The sequence below is a fragment of the Rhizobium sp. WSM409 genome (assembly GCF_057653825.1).
Genome location: NZ_CM172794.1, coordinates 559,331 through 581,300 on the forward strand (window position 1 = coordinate 559,331; position 21,970 = coordinate 581,300).

Sequence of the window (21,970 nt, forward strand, 5' to 3'; positions counted from 1 at the left end):
CGGCTTGGCCGTAGAGCTGGGCTACGACGCGCGCCGGCCGGTCGACCATCCGACTCCGTTTGAGCCAACAGAATGCTTCAATCTAACTCGGAAAGGCTCTAGGCTCGGTGGGGCGCAGAGCTCCATAGCCGGTATGTCGGAATTCATCGGAACTTGCTGCTGTCGTCATCGCATCACGGTATCAGCGCGTAATACGCATCGTCACAAACCCTGCAGATTTGACCAGAAGCGTTCGAGGGCGGCTGAGCCGCTGCCCTGCTTGCGGATAGCGAGGACGTTCAGGGTGACCTCAGCCTGTCGCGCGTCGACGATACAGAGTTCGTTCCGCTCTATCTCGCGGGTCGCAGAGCTTTCCGGCAGCCAGCCGATGCCTTTCCCCGCGAGAATCATGCGCTTGACCGACTCCGACATCGAGTTTTCATGGGTTACTCGAAAGCTCCGCCCTGTCTTCTGCATGTCGAGCATGAGCTGAGTTTGCACTTTTCCGAGAAAGCAGTCGGATGAATAGGCGACGAGAGGCATATCTTCGTTTCCGGGCCAAGTTGCCAAGTCGATGACCGGGTTTCCTCGTTGATCTGCCTTGCTGACGAGGTGGAAAGGATCGATTCTGATAACCTTCGAGGAGAACTGCCCGGTCTGCAGGACCGGTGGCCCGAACTCGTGGGAATAGCAAAAGGCAATGTCGCAGCGGCCGAGCGCAAGCGATTCTACGCAGTCGTAGAAGTCCGTCGCATGCATACGGGTTATGAAGGGACCGGTGCGTTGTTCGACGCTCGTAAGAAGATCGGGAAAGATACTAAGAGCGATGGTGTGCAGCGCGCTGAAGGTGAGCACCTCGATGCCGGCGCGTGCCTGTTGCCGGCATTCATCGCGGACGCGGTAGATTTCGCGCATCAACTCACGGCTCGACTCGAGAAACGTCTCCCCGGCGTTCGTTAGCCTGACCGGATAGGAGCTGCGATCGATCAGCGCGGCGCCGATCCAGTTTTCCAGCGCCCTTATTCTGCGGCTGAAGGCGGGCTGCGTCACATGTCGGGCAGCTGCCGCGGTAGAAAAGTTCCGCACGGCCGCGAGTTCCATGAAGTCTTCTAGCCAACCGAGTTCCATCACAAACCTTATGCAAATTTTGCATAACTTATCGGAAAACGGCATTTGCCGCAACGGAGCCTGCCTGTCAGCCTCGCTCTCAAAGGACGAGAAACATTGTCCGCAAAATGCCTCTTAAGATGGCTCGCTGATGCAGCCGCCACCTGTATTTCTTTGGGATTGATCTCATGCGCCAAGTCTATGTTAATGGGGACTATCTGCCTGAAACCGAGGCCCGGATTTCTGTCTTTGATCGGGGCTTTCTGTTTGCCGACGGGGTCTATGAGGTAACGCTCGTACTCGACCGTAAGCTTGTTGATTTTGCGGGCCATATGCGCCGCCTGCGCCACTCGCTCGGCGAACTCGACATGGCTTTCGCACTGACCAACGAGAAACTGCTGGATATCCATCGGGAACTGATCCGGCGGAACGATATCGAGGAAGGGCTGGTCTATCTGCAAGTGACCCGAGGGGCCGCTGATCGCGACTTTCTCTTTCCCGCCGATGCGACGCCCAGAACGCTCGTGGTTTTCACGCAGAAAAAATCGCTCGTTGATAGCCCATTGGCGGAGCGCGGGCTCCATGTCATCACGGTGGAAGATTTGCGGTGGCGACGTTGCGATATCAAGACGGTGCAACTCCTCTACCCCTCCATGGCAAAGATGGAAGCCAAGTCGCGCGGCGCCGACGACGCGTGGATGGTCAGAGATGGCTTTGTGACCGAAGGCTCATCGAACAATGCCTATATCGTGACCCTGGAGGGCACGGTTGTGACAAGGGATCTCTCAACCGATATCCTGCGCGGGATCACGCGTGAGGCTGTTTTGCAATGCGCACAGGATCTTCAGCTGAGAATCGAGGAGCGTCCGTTTACCGTCGAGGAGGTCGAGAACGCCGCCGAGGCGTTTTCGACCTCCTCATCCGGCCTGGTCAGTCCAGTCGTCAGGATCAACGAGCGGGTGGTCGGAAAGGGAACGCCGGGACCAATGGCAGCCCGACTTCGGCAGCTCTACCTTGAGCGAAGCCGAGCCTCGGCTATCTAGGGTAGTTCCAGCAAAAGTCCGCAGCGGTTTGCGTCCATTCGGACCTCTCCTGGAAAACTGAGGTGGGAATTCCAGTCTTCTAAATAAGCTCCGATGGACAAGCTCACAGTTAGAGCATTTCCGTTTTTCTCCGAATCACGGAAATGCTCTATCTTTTTGTTTTCACGCAAATCCGGACGCAAAACCGCTGCGCACTTTTGCTGGAATTGCTCTAGCGCCGCTGGTTCGGCAGCACGCCGGCGCGTTTGTCGGCATCGATGGCCGAGATCACGTCGGCATAGGGCTCCTGCCGGGCGACGCTCCAGTAGCGCAATTCGTCGAGCGGGATCTGTTTCCCCGTCATCGCGCAGACGACATAGGAGCCGGGTGAGAGAATCTGGAAATCGCCATCGAGATACCGGATCTTCGCCTCGCGGTTTCCGTGCCCTTCGAACAAATTCATGCGCTCCGTTCCCTGCCGTCTGTCATTAGAGCATGTCGCGCAAAAGTGTGCCGCGGTTTTGCGATCACGACATGCGGAACACCAAAGCCCTAAAGCGTGGCACGCGAATCTGAAAGATCGCGACACGCTTTAGTCTGCCATACTCCCGCAAGGGCTGCTTTTCCAGCTTTTTTAGCTTCTGCCGAAAAGCCGCTCGATATCGCTGAGCTTCAATTCGATATAGGTCGGCCGGCCGTGATTGCACTGGCCGGAGCCGGGCGTTACTTCCATTTCCCGGAGCAGCGCGTTCATTTCCTCCGGTCGCAGCCGCCGTCCCGAGCGCACCGATCCGTGGCAGGCCATGGTCGCTGCCACATATTCGAGCTTGGCCGATAGGCCCGACGCCGTGTCCCATTCGGCAATCTCGTCGGCAAGCTGGCGGATCAGCCCATGCGCATCGACCTCGCCGAGCATTGCCGGCGTTTCGCGTACGGCGATCGCGCCGGGGCCGAAACGCTCGATCGCCAGGCCGAGTTCGGAAAGCTCGGCCGCATGCTGCATCAGCCGGTCGCAATCCTCTTCCGGAATATCGACGATCTCGGGGATGAGCAGCACCTGCGAGGCCAGCCGCTTCGAATGCAGCGCCTTGCGCATCGCTTCGAAGACCAGCCGCTCATGCGCAGCATGCTGGTCGACGATGACGAGCCCGTCCTCGGTCTGGGCGACGATATAGTTTGCGTGGATCTGCGCCCGCGCCGCGCCGAGCGGATACCGTGCGTTAGGTTCGGGTGCTGCCGGCTGCGGCGAAAACTGCGGCTCGGCCCGCGCCGTCGGCATCGAAAGTCCGTCGAAGGACGCCTGTGGCCGCTCGCCGAAACCCGTTGTCGGCTGATAGGGCCGGGAGGGCGACGTTTCGGCCGACCATCCGCCCTGCGGCCGCTGGCTATTCGGCTGGAAGCCGGGGCGGAAGGAGCGCAGCATGTCGCTCGCGCCGGTGGTTGCCGCCCGGCTGCCGTCGCGCGCCAGGGCCTCGCGGATGGCGCCGACGATCAGGCCGCGCACCAGGCTAGGATCGCGGAATCGCACGTCGGATTTTGCCGGATGCACGTTGACGTCGACCAGAGCGGGATCGAGCGTGATCGCCAGCACCGCCACCGGATAGCGTCCGGATGGGATCGTCTCGGCATAGGCGCCGCGGATCGCCGAGAGGATCAGCTTGTCCTGCACCGGCCGGCCGTTGACGAAAGCGTATTGGTGGGCGGAGTTGCCGCGATTGAAGGTCGGCACGCCGGCAAAGCCGGTAAGCGCGATCTCCTCGCGCACCGCGTCGAGCGCAATGGCGTTGTCGCGGAACTCCTTGCCGAGCACCTGCGCCATGCGCGCCAGATGGTCGTCGCCGGTCGCCGGAAATTCCAGTGTCGTGCGGTCCGAACCCGACAGCACGAAGCGTACCGCCGGAAAGGCGATCGCCATGCGCTTGACGATCTCGGTAATGGCGCCGGCCTCGGCTTTCTCCGTCTTCAGGAATTTGAGCCGGGCGGGTGTCGCGAAGAACAGGTCGCGCACTTCGACGATCGTCCCGGGATTGGCGGCAGCCGGGCGCATATGCGCGATCTTGCCGCCGGCAACGGCAATCTCGTGGCCGCCTGTGCTGTCGCGCCTGCGGCTTGCAATGCTGAGTCTTGCGACCGAGCCGATCGAGGGCAGCGCCTCGCCGCGGAAGCCGAGCGTGCGGATATCCTCGAGCGTCTCTGAGATCTTCGAGGTGCAGTGGCGCCTGACCGCCAGTTCCAGATCGGCCGCGTCCATGCCCGAGCCGTTGTCGCTGACGCGCAGCAGCGCCTTGCCGCCGCCTGATGTGGCGATCTCGATGCGCGTCGCACCCGCGTCGAGCGCGTTTTCGATCAGTTCCTTGGCAGCGCTCGCCGGCCGTTCGATGACTTCGCCGGCGGCGATCTGGTTGATGAGCGTTTCGGAAAGCTGTCTGATGGCCATGGGCTATTTTCGGGGATTCGCGGGCCGGAGGGAAGGGGTTTCGACAGGCTTTCCCGAAACGTGATCCGGAGCTCCTCCAAATTTGGGAATAGGTAATGTTAAGCCGGTTTTAACATAAAAATGGCATTTCTAATCACATACCTCCGGAAGCTGCGAAATCGAACAGATGTGGGACGCAACAGAATGAGTGCCGGCTTCGAAAAGGCGGACACATCATCAGAAATCGATGGAGCTCCCGCCGAGGCCGATCTGCAGACGGCGCTTTTCGATGTGGTGTGCGACAGCCTTTCCGCAGCTTTCATCATCTACGACAAGAATGATCATCTGGTCTTCGCAAGCCGCCAGATACTTGAATTCTTTCCGCTGCCGTCCGAAATGCTGAAGCCCGGCACGCGGCTTCGCGATTTCCTCGGCGCGATGTACGACACCGGCATTCGCCAGCAGTATGATGTCAGGCAGGGCGGCTCGCTGAGCCGCGAAGACTGGCTGTCACAGAAAATCGCCTCGCATTGGCGCGAGCGCTTCGATGCCGTCGAGCGCCACGGCGCCGACCGCTGGGTCCGCTTCGTCAAGCGCAGGCTGCCGGGCGGTTACGGCGTCAGCATCATCTCCGACATTTCCGAGAGCAAGAAGCGCGAAGAGCAATGGCGCTCCGATCTGGAGCGGGTGCAGCTCACCGAGGACATTCTCGACAATCTGCCGTTCCCGCTATTCGTCAAGGATCGCAACCTCACCTATGTCGCGGTGAACCTTGTCTTCTGCGAGAAATATCAGACGAGCGCCGACGAGGTGCTCGGGCGCAAGAGCGGTGATCTTTTTTCAGAAGAGATCGCCAAGCGCTTCGAAGAAAGCGACCGCCATGTGCTGGAGACCGGCGAGATGTCCGTCTCCCGCCAGCGGCAGATCTCCCGCGACGGCATCGAGCGCGACATCATCAGCCGCAAGCACCGCATCGGCAAGCCCGGCCGCTATTTCCTGGTGTCGACCATGCAGGATCTGCCGCGCGACGGCGCCGATCTCGACGAATTCGGCCAAGCGTCCGCGATCACCGCCTCCAGCAATCAAAGCTATCGCCGGGCCTATGTGCCGGTGCCAAGCGGCATCGAACGGCGCGAGCCGGCGGCGATGGAAGCGATCGTTCCGGAGAATTTCTCCGGCCGCAAGGTCCTCGTCGTCACTGCCGACCTCGCCGCCGAGACCGCCGCGCTGCGGACGCTGACGAAATACGGCTTCGAATCCTGCTCGGTCCGCGGTGAGGACGAAGAGGAGCGGTTCCTGGAAATCGCCACCTCCTCCGGCATTTCGCTCGATCTGCTGATCATCGACAACCAGATGGGCATGCGTTGCCTCGAACTTGCCGAACAATACGGTATTCCGGCGCTCGTCATGGACGGTTTCCAGATCGCCAACGAGCTCACCTTCCAGATCGCCCGCCATTTCAATCGCAACAGCCGCAACGCCGCCGGTTCGGATGCGGATTGGGAAATCAGCACTTCCGACGACGCGATTGGCCTGCAAGTTCTCGTCGCCGAAGACAACGATATCAACCAGATCGTCTTTTCGCAGATCCTCGAAGGTCTCGGCTATCGCCATATGCTGGCGGCGACCGGCGACGAGGCCGTGCGCCTCTGGGCCGAGCACCGGCCGCAGATCGTGCTGATGGATATTTCCCTGCCGGGCTTTAACGGCTTCGAGGCCGCGCGCCTCATCCGGCAGATGGAGGAAACCGGCGGCGGCATCCGCACCCCGATCATCGGCGTGCTCACCCAGGCCTTCGAGCGCGACCGCGCCGAATGCGTCAAGTCAGGCATGGACGACGTCATCATGAAACCCGTCAGCCCCGACATGCTGGAGACCATATTTCAGAAATACCTAATGAATGAGGCCATGCGGGCGCAAAACTGAAGCATGTCGCGGAAAAGTGTGCAGGCGCCAAAATACCCGTCAACTCCCTAGATTTTGGGGAGGTTCAGGCGGTTATGCCGCTGATTTACTATCGAATTGTTAAGACCTGCCGGTCATTCTTCTGCATGGCTCCGGAGGAAAGCTCGGGTTTGGATGATGAAATCGGCGGACATAGCTTTCTTGACCGTCGGTCAGAATGAGCTTCAGGCGATGGCCTATACCGATCCGCTGACCGGATTGGGCAATCGCAATCGCATGCGGGACAAGGTCTTGCAGATCTCCGCTGAGCGCGCCAGCGATCCGGCCCCCTTCACCATCGGTATCGTCAACCTCGACAGTTTCAAGCCGATCAACGATCTATTCGGCTCGACAGCCGGCGATGAAATCCTCTGCCAGGTCGCCCATCGTCTGAGGGCCTGTATTCCGGATGGCGCGCTGGTTACCCGCCACGATGGCGACGAATTCGCCTTCGTGCTGCCGTTGATCTTCGAGCGGGCGAGTGCCGAGAAATTCGGCCAGATGATCCGCGAGGTGCTGTCGGCGCCGTATGACCTCGGGGACCGCAATGTCCGTCTCTCCGCCTCCCTCGGCTTTTCCATCTATCCCTTCGCCGGAGAGGATTGCGAGGAACTGCTGAAGAGCGCCGAAACCGCGCTCTACCGTTCCAAGCGCCGCGGCCGCGGCCAGATCACCGTCTATTCGCGCGAGATCGCCCAGGAGATGAAGCGCGCCACGCAGCTGGAGCAGGCGCTCAGAAACGCCATCATCTCGGATGCTATCGATGTGCATTTCCAGCCCATCGTCTCGCTGTCCAACAATCAGGTCGTCGGCTTCGAGGCGCTCGCCCGCTGGAACGATCCCGATCTCGGCTTCGTGTCGCCCGGCGTCTTCGTGCCGCTCGCCGAAGAGCGCGGCTTCATCGACGCGCTGTCGGAGGCGCTGCTGCGCAAAGCCGCCGAAGCCGCACTTTCCTGGCCGCGCGAACTCTTCCTGTCGTTCAATCTCTCCTCGGCCCAACTGATGGATCCGGGTACGAGCAGCAGCGTCCTGTCGATCCTCGGCCGCGTCGGCTTCGATCCGCATCGCCTGGAGCTGGAAATCACCGAGACCGCGGTGATGAGTTCGGCCGATACCGCTCACCGCATCATCGCCGATCTGCGCGCCGCCGGCGTGCGCATCTCGCTCGACGATTTCGGCACCGGCCAGTCGAGCCTCGGGCGCCTGCGCGACTTCATCTTCGACAAGATCAAGATCGACCGCGCCTTCGTCTCGCGCATCAATTCCGATCGCGCCTCCGAACATATCATCAAGGCAATCCTCACCATGTGCGAAGGCCTTGAGCTGGAAGTCGTCGCGGAAGGCATCGAGGATTATGCCGAGGCGGTGAAGTTGCGCACGCTCGGCTGCGGCATGGGCCAGGGTTATCATTTCGGCCGTCCGGCCGACGGTATCGCCACGTTGCGCTTCCTGCACGAGAATTATTACGATCCGACCATGGTGGAGCGTGTGAGCGCATAAAGCCATGGCGCAGCATAAAGCGATGGCGCCCCTAGGAGCGCCATCGCCTACGCTATACTACCGCGCACGGATTACTTAGGCGTGGTCGAGCCGGTCGCCGTGGTATCTGTACCGGTCGCAGCCGGAGCCTTTTCGGCCGACTGCATTGCCAGCGTCTTGAACTCAGGTGCGGCCTTCAGCGATTCAGCCGTTTCGCTGGTCGTCAGCTTGACGCTGCCGTCCTGGGTGTTTTGGGCGACGGTAATCTTTTCCATTGGCACGGCGACGTTCTTCTCGCCGATGCCGAGGAAGCCGCCGACACCAACGATTGCAGCAACAAAGCCGCCGTCCTTCTTCAGGATAAGGTCGTTGACGCTGCCGATGCTTTCATTGTTGCCGTTATAGACCGACTGGCCGATATAGGTGTTGGCGCTGACCTGGTCGGGAGACTGCTCGGTCAGATAGCCGGCCTGAGCCGTATCTGCCGTCGGTGCTGCGGCCGGGGCCTGTGCGGCATCGCCTGCGGGCTTGGTGACGTCGGGCGTCATCGGCTTCGGTGCTGCCGGATCGGCGGGAGCCGCCTGGGTCGGCGCGGCCGGATCCGCAGGCTGCGGTGCCGCCTGCGAGAATGCCGCCGGTGCGAAAGCCGTGGCAAACAGTGCGCCAGCGGCAACGGTCGTCAAGAGTTTGCGTGTCATTTCGAACCTACCTTCGTTTTTCCCTAGAGTGATCGCTGACCCGGCAACACCTGTTTCCCAGGTCTCTTTGCCGCGCCGGTTCGAAGGGAAAATGGCTGGTGGAGTGATTGGTTCCGGTTGAAAACACGGAAAATTTCTCGATTCTTACGGAACATTTATTGATGAGCGGCAACCAAAACGAGAAAAAGCGCCCCGGCCAGGAGCGCTTCTGATCACCGATGGCAAGCAAAAATCAGATCACATAGACGGGATCGAACACGCCTTTGACGTCGATGCCCAGTTCCAGCAGCGCGCCGGCACTGGGCTGCGCCGACCGCGCATCCTCGTCGAGCCCTTCCCAGGCAGTCGTCACTGCGAGCCGGTCGGCATTGACGCCGATGAAGGCAGGGCAGGACGGCTGGACGGCAGGAACCATATAGCGCGAGATGCGCAGACCGTCCGGACTATAGCGGTCGACGACGCCGGCGCCCCAGCGCGCATTCCACAGATAGCCGTCGGCATCGACCACCGAGCCGTCGATGCTGCCGGGGTCGTCCATGCTGTCGACGAGCACGATCGGCTCGCCCGAGGGCAGGCCGGTCAACGGATCGACCATGACGCGCATCAGCCGATTGATGCGGGAATCCGTATAATAGCCGACCGTGCCGTCAGGCGAGAAGCAGATCGAATTCGGGATGCTGATGCCGTTGAAGATCTTCGTCACCTTGCCGCTGGCGACGTGATAGATGGCGCCGGCCTGGTTTTCCGCCCGCTTGCTCATCGTGCCGATCCAGAGCGCACCGGACGGGTGGGTGCGGCCGTCGTTCGAACGGTTTTCCGGCCTGTCGTTTTCGAGGGCGGCGTAGAAGGTGAGGTTGCCGCTTGCCACATCGCGGACGAAAAGCCCTTCCTCCGTCGCGATCAGCTGCCGCCCGGCATCGATGCGGGCAAGCACGCTCGCCATCACAGGCAGCGGATGCACCTTTTTCGCGGCCGTCGAAAGATTGAGCTCGTGCAGTTCCTTGCCGAGGATGTTGAACCACCAAACGGTATTGCTGTCCGGATCATAGGTCGGACCTTCACCGAGAACGGAATTGGTATTGCAAAGTGTTTTGCCCTCGAACTCATAAATATCGGTCATACGTTCACGCTCCCAATGGCTGCATCATAGGCGTAAATGGTCGCCTTGGCGCGCTCGGCAACCTCTGATGCAGTCATTCCTGGCTTGTAGATGCTGGTGCCGAGACCGAAGGCGAAGATGCCGGCCTTGGTATAATCGCCGAAATTCTTGTCCGAGACACCGCCGACGGCGGCAATCGTCAGTTCCGGCGGTAGGATCGCCCGGATCGCCGTGATGCCGGAAGGGCCGAGCACGCTGGCCGGAAAGAATTTGAGACCGGTGGCCCCGGCGCGCGCTGCCGCCAACGCCTCGGTCGGTGTAAAGACGCCCGGCATCGTCACCATGCCGTAGTCGCGCGCCCGGATGATCACCTCGGGCTCGACATTTGGCGTGACCAGCAGCTTGCCGCCGGCCGCATGTAGGCTGTCGACCGCCTCGACGGTCAGCACCGTGCCGGCGCCGATCAGCACTTCGGCCGGCGCCATCTTCGCGGCGATCTCGATGGATTTGAACGGTTCCGGCGAGTTGAGCGGGATCTCGATCGCCGTCAGGCCATTGTCGATCAGAGCACCGACGACGCTTTCGGTCTCGTCGGGCCTGATGCCGCGAAGGATGGCGATCAGCGGGCGCTTCATGTCGGGGAAGGGGATACGGTTCATCGTGTCAGCTTTCTCAATTCGGCCAGATGGCTTCGGCGGCAGCCGAAAGCCCGCGGCGCACGGCGGCGTCGGCGTCAATGGCGGTGAAGGCAAGGGAGAGGGTTTTGAAGGCCTGTTCGTAGAGCGCCTGCAGGCGCCCGGAGGCGACGAGGGTGATGGTGGTGCCGTTTGCCGCATCCTGCAGCGCCCCGGCGATTTCAAGGCCGATCAGCGTACCGGAAAGCCGGGCTTGCGCGGCAGCGGCCGAAATCCCGTGCAGGAGCTGGCCGGAGCGGGCGGCAAAGAGCAGGTTGGAGGCAAGGGCTGGGCGTGCGAAAGCGGCGGAGACGGCGGCGTCGAAGGCGGCCGCATCCGCCGGCTGCTCTGCCGCACCGGCAACGGCATGCGAAAGGATCGTGTGTTTGCTGATGACGTCGAAAAGCTCGCCGGTCATGAAGGTCGAAAAGCCGGTCACCTTGCTATCCGTCACATGCACCCATTTCGAATGGGTGCCGGGCATGCAGACCGCCTGCGCGCCCGCGCTTGCGCGGCCGAGCGCGCCGAGAAGCTGGGTTTCCTCGCCGCGCATGACGTCGGGCCTCGCGATGTCCCGCTGGGCAAGGCCCGGCAGAATGCGGATGTCGCGGCTTTCGCCGGGCACGGAGACCGCTCCGGTCAGGATCGAGGCAAGCGGCGCCGGCACGTCGATATAACCGGCCTCGACCCAGCCCTGCCTGGCGCCGGCCATGCCACAGACGATCACCGGCAGGTTTTCGGGTGCCTCGATGGCGGCGAGATGGCCGGCAAGCACCGCGGAAAAGCCGACCTTTGCCGCGCTCGTCATGCCTTCGCCGCTGCGGCGTTCGGCAAGGACGGTGCCGTCTCTGCTGATCAGCCAGAGCCGAAAGCTGCTGGTGCCCCAGTCCACCGCGACATAAGCGGGATTTGCCATTACAGAACACCTCCATCGACAATCAGAGACTGGGCGGTCATCGCCGCCGCGCAGTCGGATGCAAGAAACAGGCAGGGACCGACGATCGCATCGGGTTTGAGCGCGACTTTCAGGCACTGGTCCTCGACTGAGCGCGCAATGCTCTCTTCGGTGAGCCAGTGCTGCATCTGCCGCTCGGTGACGACCATGCCGGGCAGGATGCAGTTGACCCGGATGTTCTCCGGCCCGAGCCTGCCCGCCAGGCTCTTCGTCAGCCCGACGACCGCCGCCTTGGCTGCCGCATAGGCGGGAAAGCCGCCCATGTTCAGCTTGAAGGCGATTGACGACATATTGATGATCGCCCCGCCGCCGGCCGCTCGCATCGACGGCACGACTGCCTGCGAGGTGAAGAACACATGTTTGAGGTTGACCGCCTGGTTGTTGTCCCAATAGGCCTCGGTCACCGCGTCGAATTCATGGCGGTCGTCCCAGGCGGCATTGTTGACCAGCACGCGGATCGGCCCCGAGCTGGCAATGACGCTATCGACCGTGCGCCGGATCGCCTCGATGTCGCGCAGGTCGGCATGGTGAAAGGAGACTGGATGCGTGGTCTCCCGCGACAGCCTTTCGGCGAGCTCGCGGCCGGCGGCCTCGGCGATATCGATGAACGAGACCTTGGCGCCTTGGCGCGCGAAACCTTCGACGATCGCAGCACCGATGCCCGATCCGCCGCCGGTCACCAGCACGGCTCGGTTTTTGAACTCGGGAAATTGTGCTGCTGGCATCATGGTCACCGTCGCCTCCCGACCTTATCGTTGTTCCATTATTTGGAACTTAATTTGACTATATGGAATTATCGAATTATAGTGCCCTTTCTGTCAAGGGTGAGTGACGCGATGAATTCAAACGGCGACGGCGCAGCACAGGCACGCGAAACCGGCACGCTCGGCAAACTGATGGTTCTGCTCGATCTCGTCACCCATGCCGATGCCCCGCTACGTTTCACCGATATCCTGGCCCTTGCCGGCCAGCCGCGCGGCACGCTGCATCGCCAGCTGAGCCACTTGGTGGAGGAGGGGCTGCTCGAGCTCGATGGCGACGGCCGTTATGCGCCCGGCCTGCGCCTGCTCGATTTCGCTGCGCGCAGCTGGGCGCGCAACGAATTTCGTCTGATTGCCGAACCACACCTTAGAGATCTGCAGCAGGCGACCGGCGAGACGGTCCATCTCGGCGTCCTCAGGGGCCAGTCGATCATCTATCTCGATAAGGTCGAGGGCCGTCAGCCAGTGCGCATGTATTCACAGATCGGCAATGCCTCGCCCTGTTATTGCACTGGCGTCGGCAAGGCCGCCCTGTCGCTGCTGCCGGCCGAAAGCCTCGTCGATCTCATCGCCGGCCTGAGCTTCACCAGCTTTACCGCCTCGACCCATCTCTCGGCCGAAACGTTGCTTGCCGAAATCCGCGAGATTGCCGATCAGGGTTATGCCTTCGACCGCGAGGAGCATGAGGCCGGCATCCGCTGCGTTGCCGCACCCGTTTGGTCGGAGGATCGGACCTTTATGGGGGGCATTTCGATTACCGGCCCGGCCTATCGGTTGTCGATGGAACTTCTGCATCAATGGACCGTTCCCGTTCAACTGGCGGCTGTCAGGATCATGGAAGGCATGCGCGTCCGGCTCGGTCCGCGCCGCTGACGGAAAAAATCGCCGTCGGCTGCTGCTGCTGGACGTAATCGCAGAGCATGCTTATGATAAGCGCGATATTGAGATTTTCCGGCGAATCACCACAACTAGAACGGTCCGCGAAATCTACAACCATTCACCGGCCGAACGCTCGACGCTGAAGCCGATTCCAACCAGCGATCGTCGTTCCCCGATGCAATCGAAACACCCATAGCGGGCAGGTTTCGCAAATGGTCTGCCCCGCTGTGCCGAAGATGAAGAAATGTGATGGCACCCTTGTCGCAAACATCCACGGAAGAAGACGGCTACGTTCAGGAAATAGCGGGCCTGAAGACCCAGTTCGATATTTTCCGTTTCATGAAACGGGTGACGGAAGCCTATCGCAGCCGTGCCTTCATGGTTCTCAACCTGCCGCCGATCACCTCCTTCGATCTTCAGGGCAGCACCGTCATCACCAGCTGGCCGGCCGAGCTTCTGGCGCTCTACGACCAGGAAGGCCTGATGGTGAACAGCCCGGTCCTCAGGCGGCTGAGAACATCGGCGCGACCCTTCTTCTACGACATGTCACGCCAGAACTTGTCGCGGGACGACGGCAAGTCCATTCTCGTCGCCTCCCTGTTCGAACGTTTCAAGATGATGCGCTGCGCCTATTTCCCGACGCATGAGCCCTCCGGCCTGCGCGGCGCCATCTCTTTCGCCGGCGACCGCGAGCCCTTCAGTCCGGCCGAGATGCGTGAGCTCTGCTACATCTCCATCCATGTCTTTGACAGGCTTGCCGAGATCCGCAACCTCGATACGCGCATGACGGATACGCTGACCGACCGCGAGATCGATTGCCTCAACTGGACGGCGGCCGGCAAGACCAGTGCTGAAATCGCCGAAATCCTCACCCTGTCCGAGCATACGGTCAATCACTACCTCAACCGTGCCACCAAGAAGCTCGACACGGTCAACCGTACCCAGGCGGTCGCCAAGGCGTTGCGCATCGGCCTGATCAAATAAGTTGCAAAAAACAACCGAGTGCTTTCGAAGCCGCCCAGCGCATAGGCAAGTCCTTCCCGTTGGAAGCCTGTCCCGGGCGCTTTTGCCCTGTTTTTCCTGATTTTCCATCTGGCACGCTTTCTGCATCTCTTCTGCGAGAGGTCCAGAGGGGACTTTGAGACCAGCGCCAGGAAATGGCGCGGCCGACACACCGCTGCCCGACGCCGATGCCGCTTTTCTTCCGGCCCTTCGGTGTCGGCGGCGGTTGTTGCGTTTTGGCACCGCTTCTTTCCCGGCTGTTGGCGATTTCATCTTCCGCGTTCACTTTTCGCTGGTCTTTTCTTCGGCTTGCTCTAGTTCGCCCCGGATTGCGCCGGTTCTCGGGGAGACCGTTGCGGCCATCAGGGCGAAAGCCCGGCGGACTTGATGGCCGCAACGGATTGCCAATTCTCCCCGGCGCTCTTTTGGCGCACCGGATTTTCCTCCCGATGATTTTGTTTGGCGAAGGCTTCCGTCTCCACTATCTGTGATCTGCAAGAAGCAGTGAGGGTGGAATGGCCGACGTCACCAAGGAACAAGTTCTCGAAACGCTGAAGACAGTGCGTGGACCGGATCTCGAGCACGATATCGTCGAGCTCGGCATGGTTTCCGACGTCTTCATCTCCGACGGCAAGGTTTATTTCTCCATCACCGTCCCGGCCGATCGCGCCAAGGAGCTGGAGCCGATGCGGCTCGCCGCCGAGCGCGTCATCAAGGAAATGCCAGGCGTCAAGGGTGCCCTCGTCACACTGACGGCGGACAAGAAGGCCGCCGCCGCCGCTCCGGCTGCCCGCCCTGCGGCGAACCCGCCTCACGGTCATGCCGGGCACGATCATGGGAGCCATGCTCACGCTCCTCAACAACCGCCGCGCGCCGGCAAGATCGGTGTGCCCGGCATCGGCGCGATCATCGCCGTCGCCTCGGGCAAGGGTGGGGTTGGCAAGTCGACCACCGCCGTCAATCTCGCACTCGGCCTGCTCGCCAACGGCCTTCGTGTCGGCATTCTCGATGCCGATATCTATGGTCCCTCGATGCCGCGGCTGCTGAAGATATCCGGCCGCCCGACGCAGATCGACGGCCGCATCATCAATCCGATGGAGAATTATGGCCTCAAGGTCATGTCGATGGGTTTCCTTGTCGACGAGGAGACGGCGATGATCTGGCGCGGGCCGATGGTCCAGTCGGCGCTGCTGCAGATGCTGCGCGAAGTCGCCTGGGGCGAACTGGATGTCCTCGTCGTCGACATGCCGCCCGGCACCGGCGACGTCCAATTGACCATGGCCCAGCAAGTGCCGCTTGCCGGCGCCGTCATCGTCTCGACGCCGCAGGATCTCGCGCTGATCGATGCCCGCAAGGGCCTCAACATGTTCCGCAAGGTTGAGGTGCCGGTGCTCGGCATCGTCGAGAATATGAGCTATTTCATGGCCCCGGATACCGGCACCCGCTACGACATCTTCGGCCATGGCGGCGCCCGCAAGGAGGCCGAGCGCATTGGCGTGCCCTTCCTCGGCGAAGTGCCGCTGACGATGAACATCCGCGAAACCTCCGACGCCGGCACGCCGCTTGTCGCCTCCGAGCCGAACGGCGTCGTCGCCGGCATCTATCGCGGCATCGCCGCCAAGGTCTGGGAGCAGGTCGCCGGCCAGCCCCAGCGTCCGGCACCGACGATCGTCTTCGAATAATGCATGCCGCCCGGAAGTGTGCAGCGGTTCCGGGATAAAGGCACGCATCACAACAAATGCATGTCGCCCGGAAGTGCAGCGGTTCCGGGATAACGGCATGCATAAAACAAAATGCATGTCACCGGGACGTGTGCAGCGGCTAAAGCGCGGCGCTTTAGCGGCCCGAATCGCCGCAGCGGATACCCCAAATTGTGGGGGAAACGTGGTGAAAAGCCGCGCTTCACGGAAGATGTCTTGATTATTTCACGGCTTTGCTTCATATGCCGCGGCGCCATGATGGCATTTTGCTGCAGATGCTCAATGACGGTCGTCTTCGTATCGAAGATGCCGGCCCGCTTGCAAGTTCGGAGTTGTCTTGTCGATCGAAGGATTGGGAACTGCGATGCGGTTGAGCACAACGCGCATGCCGGCCTTTAAGGTTGGATGCAGCCGGAGAGACGACCGGTGATTACCGCCTACTGTTCCAATTGCAAGTCGGTCGAGATCGGCGATCTGTCGCATGCTGCGTCCTTCCCCGAGGATGTCGTCTGGATCGACATGATCGAGCCGACCCGCGATGAGGAACTCTATGTTGAGAAGGTTCTTGGCATCGAGGTCCCGACCCGCGACGATCTCAAGGATATCGAGCCTTCCGCCCGTCTCTATGTCGAAAACGACGCCGTCTTCATGACCGCCTCGCTGCTCTGGAAGGCTGACACCGACGTACCGACGCTGACCGATGTTGCCTTCATCCTGGCTGGAAACCGCCTGGTCACCATTCGCTACGCCCATCCCAAATCCTTTGCGCTGTTCATCGCCGCCCTCCACCGGCTGCCGGAAAACTGGCGCAGCGGCGCTGCCCTTCTTGCCAAGCTCTTGGAGACGATCGTCGACCGCACCGCCGAGATCCTCGAGATCGCCGTCTCGCGCCTCGACATCCTGTCGATGCATGTCTTCGGCGAGCGGGCAAGGAAGGTGCGTAAGCCCTCGAACTATCTCGAGGAGAAGCTGCGCGATATTGCCGGCCATCACCGGATGATCAGCAAGGTGCGCGACAGTCTCGGTTCGCTTGCCCGCTTGCTGACGTTCTTTCACACGATTCCGGCGATCCAGCAGGACCGCGAGGCGAAGGAGCTTTGCCGCACCGTCTCGCGCGATATCCAGTCGCTGTCGGAGCATGCTTCCTTCGTCGCCGCCAACATCACCTTCCTGCTCGATGCTTCGCTCGGGCTGATCAACATCGAGCAGAACTCGATCATCAAGATTTTCTCGATTGCCTCGGTGGTGTTCTTGCCGCCGACATTGGTCGCCTCCGTCTATGGTATGAATTTTCAGGTCATGCCGGAGCTGACCTGGGCCGCGGGTTATCCCTATTCGCTGGCCTTGATGGTGATATCCGCCGTCATCCCCTTTTTCTTTTTCCGCTGGAAAGGCTGGCTCTAAGGAGCCTGTTGCAACTTCATGTCCGAAGAGAGCCATCCGAACGAACGCCATATGACGCCGCGAAAGCTGTTCTATCTCGCGCTGGGTTCCGTCGGTGTCGTCTACGGCGATATCGGTACCAGCCCGCTCTATGCCTTTCGCGAAGCGCTGAAGCCGGTGGCCCATGACGGCGTTACCCGTTTTGAAGTCATCAGCCTGATCTCGCTGATGATCTGGGCGCTGACGATCATCGTCACCATCAAATATGTGCTCTTCCTGCTACGCGCCGACAACGACGGCGAGGGCGGCACGCTGTCGCTGCTGGCCCTTCTGATGAAGACCGCCAACGGCCATACCGCCATCCTGATGCTGCTTGGCCTGATGGGCGCTGCCCTCTTCCTCGGCGATGCGATGATCACCCCGGCTCTGTCCGTGCTGTCGGCCGTCGAGGGCCTGAAACTCGTCACACCCAGACTCGCGGACTATATCGTGCCGATCTCGGTGGTGATCCTGGCGCTGCTCTTCGTCGTGCAATCGCGCGGCACTGGCGCCGTCGCGAGGTTCTTCGGCCCGATCACCGCTGTCTGGTTCCTCGTCATGGCCGCCGCCGGCATTTCCCATATCTCTGACGATTACGGCATTCTGGCCGCCTTCAATCCCTATTATGCCGTCAGCTTCCTGCTGCATGAGGGCTTCTACGGCGTCGTCGTCCTCGGCGCCGTCTTCCTGACGGTGACGGGTGCGGAGGCGCTCTATGCCGATCTCGGCCATTTCGGCCGTCGTCCCATCCAGTGGGCCTGGTTCATGCTGGTTTTCCCGGCGCTGACGCTGAATTATCTCGGGCAGGGGGCCCTCGTTCTCGGCAATCCGGCGACGATGTCCGATCCCTTCTATCTGATGTTTCCGAAATGGGCGTTGCTGCCGGTCGTCATCCTGGCGACCGCCGCGACGATCATCGCCAGCCAGGCGGTCATCACCGGCGCCTTCTCGATGGTGCGCCAGGGCATCAACCTCGGCTTCCTGCCGCGCATGGAAATCCTCTTCACCTCGGAAACCAATACCGGGCAGATCTTCGTGCCTTCGGTCAACGCAGTGCTGTTCATTGGCGTCATCTTCCTGGTCTTGAGTTTCAAGACTTCGGATGCGCTGGCGACCGCCTATGGCATCTCCGTCACCGGCGCCATGGTCGTCACTTCGATCATGGCCTTCGAATTCGTCCGCGCCCGCTGGAACTGGTCGCTTCCCGTCGCGGTGATCGCGCTCGCGCCGCTGGTGGTGCTGGAAATGATCTTCCTCGGTGCCAATCTTTTGAAGATCCACGACGGCGGCTATATCCCGATCATGATCGCCACCGCCTTTACCGTCGTCATGTGGACTTGGCGTCGCGGCACGGCGATCCTGATGGAGAAGACCCGTCATACCGATATTCCGCTCGCCTCCTTCGTCAGCTCGATCGAGCGCAAGAGCGAACATTCGCCGGCCCAGGTTCCGGGCACCGCGATCTTCCTGACCAGCGATCCGGAATCGGCCCCCGCCGCCTTGCTGCATAATCTCAAGCACAACCATGTGCTTCACGACCGCAACGTCATCCTGACGATCCGCACGATCAACAAACCGCGTGTACCGAGCCACGACCGTTACAAGATAGAGCAGATTTCCGAGCGTTTCTCCCGCGTCGAACTGCTCTTCGGCTTCATGGAATCGCAGAACGTCTCGCAGGCTTTGGCGACGCTGCGCAAGACAGGATTGAAGTTCGACATCATGTCGACCTCCTTCTATCTCGGCCGCCGCAAACTGGTGCCGGACGCCAAGTCGGGCATGCCTTACTGGCAGGACCGGCTTTACATCGCGCTCGCCAACGCCGCCGCCAACCCTTCGGACTACTTCCGCCTGCCGGCGAACCGGGTGGTGGAACTGGGCTCGCACGTTATTATTTGAGGGTGGGCAAAGACCCCGCCCCAAATCCCTCCCCACAAGGGGGAGGGGTTTAACCTGTTGGGCCGTCTGCCAACTTTTCGACATTTCAGATAAGCGAGGCGGTGCCGCAATAAGTCCCTCCCGCTTGTGGGGAGGGTCCTTTCGCGAGGCTACGACACATCTCATCCCTCGAACTATCCATCACATTAGAACATCCAAAAATTCTCATGGACACATTTCGGCACGGCCTGTTAACCGGACATCAAGGTTAATGCGGGATTTTCAATGGAATGTTCCAGCGTTCCATGCCCGGAGTCCGTGTTGCGTCGAAAGAGCCCTTCCCGTAGCAAGCTGCGTCTTTTTCCCGAGAATTGGGTGTCCCCCGTAATCTTCGGTCTTGCCGGCTGGCTGATTTTCCCGAGCGTCGCATCCCATGCCGATCTCGCCGCCATGCTCGCCGGCCTCGATCATGAGGGGGAGAACTGGCGTATGGTACTGACCAATTCTCCGGCCGGCTCCATCCACCAGGCCGAACTCGCCTTTGCCGAGCCGATGGTGACGGGTTCGATCGCAGCCGATGCCGGCATGGTGCTGCCCGATGGCCGCAAGGTCGCCTTCAATGCCAAGGACAAGGGCACTGCCAAGGATAGGGGCCACGAGGACACCCCGGACGAGGATCGCGTCAATCGCAGCGCCAAGAAGGGCCGCGTCGTCGCCGTCGAGAAGATGCAGCCGCCGAAGGATTTTTCCGCCGGCTCGATCCTCGAGCGCACCAAGATGCTCTTCACCCCGAGCTTCGATCTCAAGGACCGGTCGGCCTTCGTCAAGCCGACGATCCAGGGCAAGGAAATCGAGATCGCCACATCTTTCTATAAGAAGCAGCCCGTTGTGACCGATAACGGCGTGCCGGCAATGCTCGCAAGCCTCGTCACCAACAACAAGGCCGATGTTCTGGCCACCGCCTATGCACCGGCCGCACCCGACTATGCCCGCCAATCGCCCTTCGATTCCATCCTGGCCGAACCGGACAGCGGCCGCTTCGTTCCGGAGATCGGCCCGCGCGATCATGCCTGGGCCGCAAGCGTGCTGGCGCCGAGCGTCTTTTCCGCCCGCGAACAGCAGTGCCTTGCCTCCGGCATCTATTTCGAGGCGCGGGGGGAATCGGTGAAGGGCCAGGCGGCCGTCGCCCAGGTCATCCTCAACCGCGTCCGCAACCCTTCCTATCCGAAGACCATCTGCGGCGTCGTCTACCAGAACGAGGACTGGCGCAACCGCTGCCAATTTTCCTTCGCCTGCGACAGCATCAAGGACAGGGTGAACTCGGAATATCACTGGCGAGTCGCCCGTGACGTGGCGATGGCGGTGACATCAGGCAAGATCTGGCTGCCGCAGGTGGGTTCGGCGACGCATTATCATGCCGTCTATGTCAGACCGAAATGGGCAAAGACCATGGAAAAGGTCGGCCGCATCGGTCTTCACGTCTTCTATCGCACCTATGGCGGCGGCTGGAGCTGAGATAAATCGCCAGGGCAAGCCGATTTCCGGCTCGGAAAAGCGGATTCTTTCCGTCGAATTTGCGCGATCGACCCAGAGTCGATTTATCTCTTTGATTTGATGGGATTATTTTCTCACTGGACAGAAGCTGTCTACGCCTTGACTATGCTAATCCCTAAAACTATGTTGCGCGCGACTTCAGAACGGGCCGGAAGGGTCTCAACCTTCGCGTCCGGGGTCCGAATGACCGGGGTAGCGGGAGTGCGGGCGACGGGCAGGCGAGGAGAGATCCATGGCGGACGACCGCGAGGAAAGTCTAGAAAAGCGCCGTGCGCAATTGGGAGCGAAACTCGCGACCAAGGGCGTCGAGACGGGAGAAGACGAGGCTAGGGAAGCCCGCGCCGAGGTAAGCCGCAAAGGTTATGCCCAGGCGATGAAGCTTTCCAGCGAGTTCATTTCCGCAATCGTCGTCGGTGCTCTGCTTGGCTATCTCCTCGACCGTTTTGTTGGCACGGCGCCTTGGGGTTTGATTGTTCTTCTGCTTCTTGGATTTTGTGCCGGCGTTCTGAACGTGCTGCGTTCTGCGGGGGTGGTTGCCCATCCCCTGGACGACAAGGACGACAAGAAATAAGGACCGGTTCCGGTCCAGTGCAATGACCCCGCGTCCTGCGGGCCAAAGAGAGAGAACAAGCGGTGTCTAACGATCCGACTCATCAGTTCCTGATCCAGAAGATTGTGCCGATCGAAATCGGCGGAATTGATTTTTCGTTTACCAATGCATCGCTCTTCATGGCCGTTTCGGCTGCCGCTGCCGCAGGCTTCCTCTATTTCGCGACCTCGAACCGGGCCATCGTGCCGGGCCGTTCGCAGTCGGTTGCGGAAATGTCCTATGAATTCATCGCCAACATGCTGAAGGAAGGCGCGGGCAAGCAGGGAATGAAGTTCTTCCCGCTGGTCTTCTCGCTCTTCATGTTCGTCCTGACGGCGAACCTGCTCGGCATGTTCCCGTATTTCTTCACTGTCACCAGCCAGATCATCGTCACCTTCGCTCTGGCGATTCTGGTTATCGGTACGGTTCTCGTCTACGGTTTCTATAAGCACGGCTTCCACTTCCTGAATGTCTTCGTGCCCTCCGGCGTGCCGGGCCTTCTGCTGCCGCTGGTCGTCACGATCGAAATCATCTCCTTCCTGTCGCGTCCGATTTCACTCTCGGTTCGTCTTTTCGCCAACATGCTCGCCGGTCACATCACGCTCAAAGTGTTCGCAGGTTTCGTCGCCTCGCTCGGAACCATGGGTGCTCTCGGTATCGGTGGCGCCGTTCTTCCCCTCATCATGACCGTCGCCCTGACCGGTCTCGAGTTCCTCGTCGCCTTCCTCCAGGCTTACGTCTTTGCGGTGCTGACTTGCATGTACCTCAACGACGCAATCCATCCGGGCGGGCACTAAGGATAACGACATCGA

At 60.9% G+C, this 21,970-nt stretch carries 19 protein-coding genes; 11 read left to right on the forward strand and 8 right to left on the reverse strand.

The window, feature by feature from the left end; genetic code table 11:
* Positions 1–201 precede the first annotated feature (201 nt).
* Positions 202–1,080 carry a LysR substrate-binding domain-containing protein gene (locus tag AC25BC_RS02690; protein ID WP_164903046.1) on the reverse strand — a complete coding sequence of 293 codons (879 nt, stop codon included), beginning with the start codon at positions 1,078–1,080 and terminating at the stop codon, positions 202–204.
* Between the two features lie 194 nt (positions 1,081–1,274).
* Between AC25BC_RS02690 and AC25BC_RS02695 the strand changes: the two genes are divergently transcribed.
* Positions 1,275–2,129 (forward strand): D-amino-acid transaminase, encoded by an 855-nt coding sequence (locus AC25BC_RS02695; RefSeq protein WP_113548460.1) that lies wholly within the window; start codon positions 1,275–1,277, stop codon positions 2,127–2,129.
* Positions 2,130–2,340: 211 nt separating this feature from the next.
* Here the strand turns inward: AC25BC_RS02695 and AC25BC_RS02700 are convergent, their stop codons facing one another.
* Both AC25BC_RS02700 and mutL read right to left on the reverse strand, forming a co-directional pair.
* Positions 2,341–2,571, reverse strand: coding sequence for a DUF2093 domain-containing protein (locus AC25BC_RS02700; RefSeq protein ID WP_003545832.1), 231 nt, complete (start codon positions 2,569–2,571; stop codon positions 2,341–2,343).
* Between the two features lie 171 nt (positions 2,572–2,742).
* A complete protein-coding gene (mutL, locus tag AC25BC_RS02705) occupies positions 2,743–4,545 on the reverse strand; it encodes a DNA mismatch repair endonuclease MutL (RefSeq protein WP_113548459.1) in 1,803 nt (600 codons plus the stop codon).
* A 183-nt stretch (positions 4,546–4,728) separates the two neighbouring features.
* Here mutL and AC25BC_RS02710 point away from each other — a divergent pair, with 183 nt between their 5' ends.
* Both AC25BC_RS02710 and AC25BC_RS02715 read left to right on the forward strand, forming a co-directional pair.
* The gene (locus AC25BC_RS02710) at positions 4,729–6,450 is read left to right on the forward strand and encodes a response regulator (protein ID WP_128440033.1); all 1,722 of its coding nucleotides are present in this window, start codon (positions 4,729–4,731) and stop codon (positions 6,448–6,450) included.
* A 153-nt stretch (positions 6,451–6,603) separates the two neighbouring features.
* The gene (locus AC25BC_RS02715) at positions 6,604–7,968 is read left to right on the forward strand and encodes a putative bifunctional diguanylate cyclase/phosphodiesterase (RefSeq protein WP_012756227.1); all 1,365 of its coding nucleotides are present in this window, start codon (positions 6,604–6,606) and stop codon (positions 7,966–7,968) included.
* A gap of 71 nt (positions 7,969–8,039) precedes the next feature.
* Here the strand turns inward: AC25BC_RS02715 and AC25BC_RS02720 are convergent, their stop codons facing one another.
* The 5 genes from AC25BC_RS02720 to AC25BC_RS02740 all read right to left on the reverse strand — a co-directional run bounded on the left by AC25BC_RS02720 (position 8,040) and on the right by AC25BC_RS02740 (position 12,101).
* Positions 8,040–8,645, reverse strand: coding sequence for a PRC-barrel domain-containing protein (locus AC25BC_RS02720; RefSeq protein WP_012756228.1), 606 nt, complete (start codon positions 8,643–8,645; stop codon positions 8,040–8,042).
* Positions 8,646–8,877: 232 nt separating this feature from the next.
* On the reverse strand, positions 8,878–9,765 hold the full coding sequence (locus AC25BC_RS02725) for an SMP-30/gluconolactonase/LRE family protein (RefSeq protein ID WP_012756229.1): 888 nt from the start codon (positions 9,763–9,765) through the stop codon (positions 8,878–8,880).
* Complete coding sequence (locus AC25BC_RS02730; protein WP_012756230.1) at positions 9,762–10,403, reverse strand: 2-dehydro-3-deoxy-6-phosphogalactonate aldolase; 642 nt, start codon at positions 10,401–10,403, stop codon at positions 9,762–9,764. The genes AC25BC_RS02725 and AC25BC_RS02730 overlap by 4 nt, the downstream gene beginning before the upstream one ends.
* Positions 10,404–10,416: 13 nt before the next feature.
* A complete protein-coding gene (locus AC25BC_RS02735) occupies positions 10,417–11,334 on the reverse strand; it encodes a 2-dehydro-3-deoxygalactonokinase (RefSeq protein WP_128440034.1) in 918 nt (305 codons plus the stop codon).
* The gene (locus tag AC25BC_RS02740) at positions 11,334–12,101 is read right to left on the reverse strand and encodes an SDR family NAD(P)-dependent oxidoreductase (protein WP_206642407.1); all 768 of its coding nucleotides are present in this window, start codon (positions 12,099–12,101) and stop codon (positions 11,334–11,336) included. Before AC25BC_RS02740 ends, AC25BC_RS02735 begins: the two co-directional genes overlap by 1 nt.
* Before the next feature lie 108 nt (positions 12,102–12,209).
* On the opposite strand from AC25BC_RS02740, the gene AC25BC_RS02745 reads away from it, so the two are divergent.
* The 8 genes from AC25BC_RS02745 (at position 12,210) to AC25BC_RS02780 (ending at position 21,955) form a co-directional block, all read left to right on the forward strand.
* On the forward strand, positions 12,210–13,007 hold the full coding sequence (locus tag AC25BC_RS02745; protein ID WP_017993093.1) for an IclR family transcriptional regulator: 798 nt from the start codon (positions 12,210–12,212) through the stop codon (positions 13,005–13,007).
* Positions 13,008–13,262: 255 nt separating this feature from the next.
* Positions 13,263–13,997 carry a helix-turn-helix transcriptional regulator gene (locus tag AC25BC_RS02750; protein WP_128440035.1) on the forward strand — a complete coding sequence of 245 codons (735 nt, stop codon included), beginning with the start codon at positions 13,263–13,265 and terminating at the stop codon, positions 13,995–13,997.
* Positions 13,998–14,530: 533 nt separating this feature from the next.
* On the forward strand, positions 14,531–15,697 hold the full coding sequence (locus tag AC25BC_RS02755; protein ID WP_128440036.1) for an Mrp/NBP35 family ATP-binding protein: 1,167 nt from the start codon (positions 14,531–14,533) through the stop codon (positions 15,695–15,697).
* Positions 15,698–16,141: 444 nt separating this feature from the next.
* Positions 16,142–17,119 (forward strand): magnesium transporter CorA family protein, encoded by a 978-nt coding sequence (locus AC25BC_RS02760; RefSeq protein ID WP_012756236.1) that lies wholly within the window; start codon positions 16,142–16,144, stop codon positions 17,117–17,119.
* A gap of 18 nt (positions 17,120–17,137) precedes the next feature.
* Positions 17,138–19,036, forward strand: a complete 1,899-nt coding sequence (locus AC25BC_RS02765) for a potassium transporter Kup (RefSeq protein WP_012756237.1) — start codon at positions 17,138–17,140, stop codon at positions 19,034–19,036.
* A 264-nt stretch (positions 19,037–19,300) separates the two neighbouring features.
* Complete coding sequence (locus AC25BC_RS02770; protein WP_128440037.1) at positions 19,301–20,530, forward strand: cell wall hydrolase; 1,230 nt, start codon at positions 19,301–19,303, stop codon at positions 20,528–20,530.
* 271 nt (positions 20,531–20,801) lie between these two features.
* A complete protein-coding gene (locus AC25BC_RS02775) occupies positions 20,802–21,140 on the forward strand; it encodes an AtpZ/AtpI family protein (protein ID WP_012756239.1) in 339 nt (112 codons plus the stop codon).
* 62 nt (positions 21,141–21,202) lie between these two features.
* Positions 21,203–21,955, forward strand: a complete 753-nt coding sequence (locus AC25BC_RS02780) for a F0F1 ATP synthase subunit A (protein ID WP_012756240.1) — start codon at positions 21,203–21,205, stop codon at positions 21,953–21,955.
* Positions 21,956–21,970: the final 15 nt, after the last annotated feature.

What these genes read in the sequence shown, in the direction of transcription:
- AC25BC_RS02690 (WP_164903046.1), bottom strand. Translation starts at nt 1,080, where the DNA reads ATGGAACTCGCGGCCGTGCGGAACTTTTCTACCGCGGCAGCTGCCCGA.
- AC25BC_RS02695 (WP_113548460.1), top strand. Translation starts at nt 1,275, where the DNA reads ATGCGCCAAGTCTATGTTAATGGGGACTATCTGCCTGAAACCGAGGCC.
- AC25BC_RS02700 (WP_003545832.1), bottom strand. Translation starts at nt 2,571, where the DNA reads ATGAATTTGTTCGAAGGGCACGGAAACCGCGAGGCGAAGATCCGGTAT.
- mutL (WP_113548459.1), bottom strand. Translation starts at nt 4,545, where the DNA reads ATGGCCATCAGACAGCTTTCCGAAACGCTCATCAACCAGATCGCCGCC.
- AC25BC_RS02710 (WP_128440033.1), top strand. Translation starts at nt 4,729, where the DNA reads ATGAGTGCCGGCTTCGAAAAGGCGGACACATCATCAGAAATCGATGGA.
- AC25BC_RS02715 (WP_012756227.1), top strand. Translation starts at nt 6,604, where the DNA reads ATGATGAAATCGGCGGACATAGCTTTCTTGACCGTCGGTCAGAATGAG.
- AC25BC_RS02720 (WP_012756228.1), bottom strand. Translation starts at nt 8,645, where the DNA reads ATGACACGCAAACTCTTGACGACCGTTGCCGCTGGCGCACTGTTTGCC.
- AC25BC_RS02725 (WP_012756229.1), bottom strand. Translation starts at nt 9,765, where the DNA reads ATGACCGATATTTATGAGTTCGAGGGCAAAACACTTTGCAATACCAAT.
- AC25BC_RS02730 (WP_012756230.1), bottom strand. Translation starts at nt 10,403, where the DNA reads ATGAACCGTATCCCCTTCCCCGACATGAAGCGCCCGCTGATCGCCATC.
- AC25BC_RS02735 (WP_128440034.1), bottom strand. Translation starts at nt 11,334, where the DNA reads ATGGCAAATCCCGCTTATGTCGCGGTGGACTGGGGCACCAGCAGCTTT.
- AC25BC_RS02740 (WP_206642407.1), bottom strand. Translation starts at nt 12,101, where the DNA reads ATGATGCCAGCAGCACAATTTCCCGAGTTCAAAAACCGAGCCGTGCTG.
- AC25BC_RS02745 (WP_017993093.1), top strand. Translation starts at nt 12,210, where the DNA reads ATGAATTCAAACGGCGACGGCGCAGCACAGGCACGCGAAACCGGCACG.
- AC25BC_RS02750 (WP_128440035.1), top strand. Translation starts at nt 13,263, where the DNA reads ATGGCACCCTTGTCGCAAACATCCACGGAAGAAGACGGCTACGTTCAG.
- AC25BC_RS02755 (WP_128440036.1), top strand. Translation starts at nt 14,531, where the DNA reads ATGGCCGACGTCACCAAGGAACAAGTTCTCGAAACGCTGAAGACAGTG.
- AC25BC_RS02765 (WP_012756237.1), top strand. Translation starts at nt 17,138, where the DNA reads ATGTCCGAAGAGAGCCATCCGAACGAACGCCATATGACGCCGCGAAAG.
- AC25BC_RS02770 (WP_128440037.1), top strand. Translation starts at nt 19,301, where the DNA reads ATGGAATGTTCCAGCGTTCCATGCCCGGAGTCCGTGTTGCGTCGAAAG.
- AC25BC_RS02775 (WP_012756239.1), top strand. Translation starts at nt 20,802, where the DNA reads ATGGCGGACGACCGCGAGGAAAGTCTAGAAAAGCGCCGTGCGCAATTG.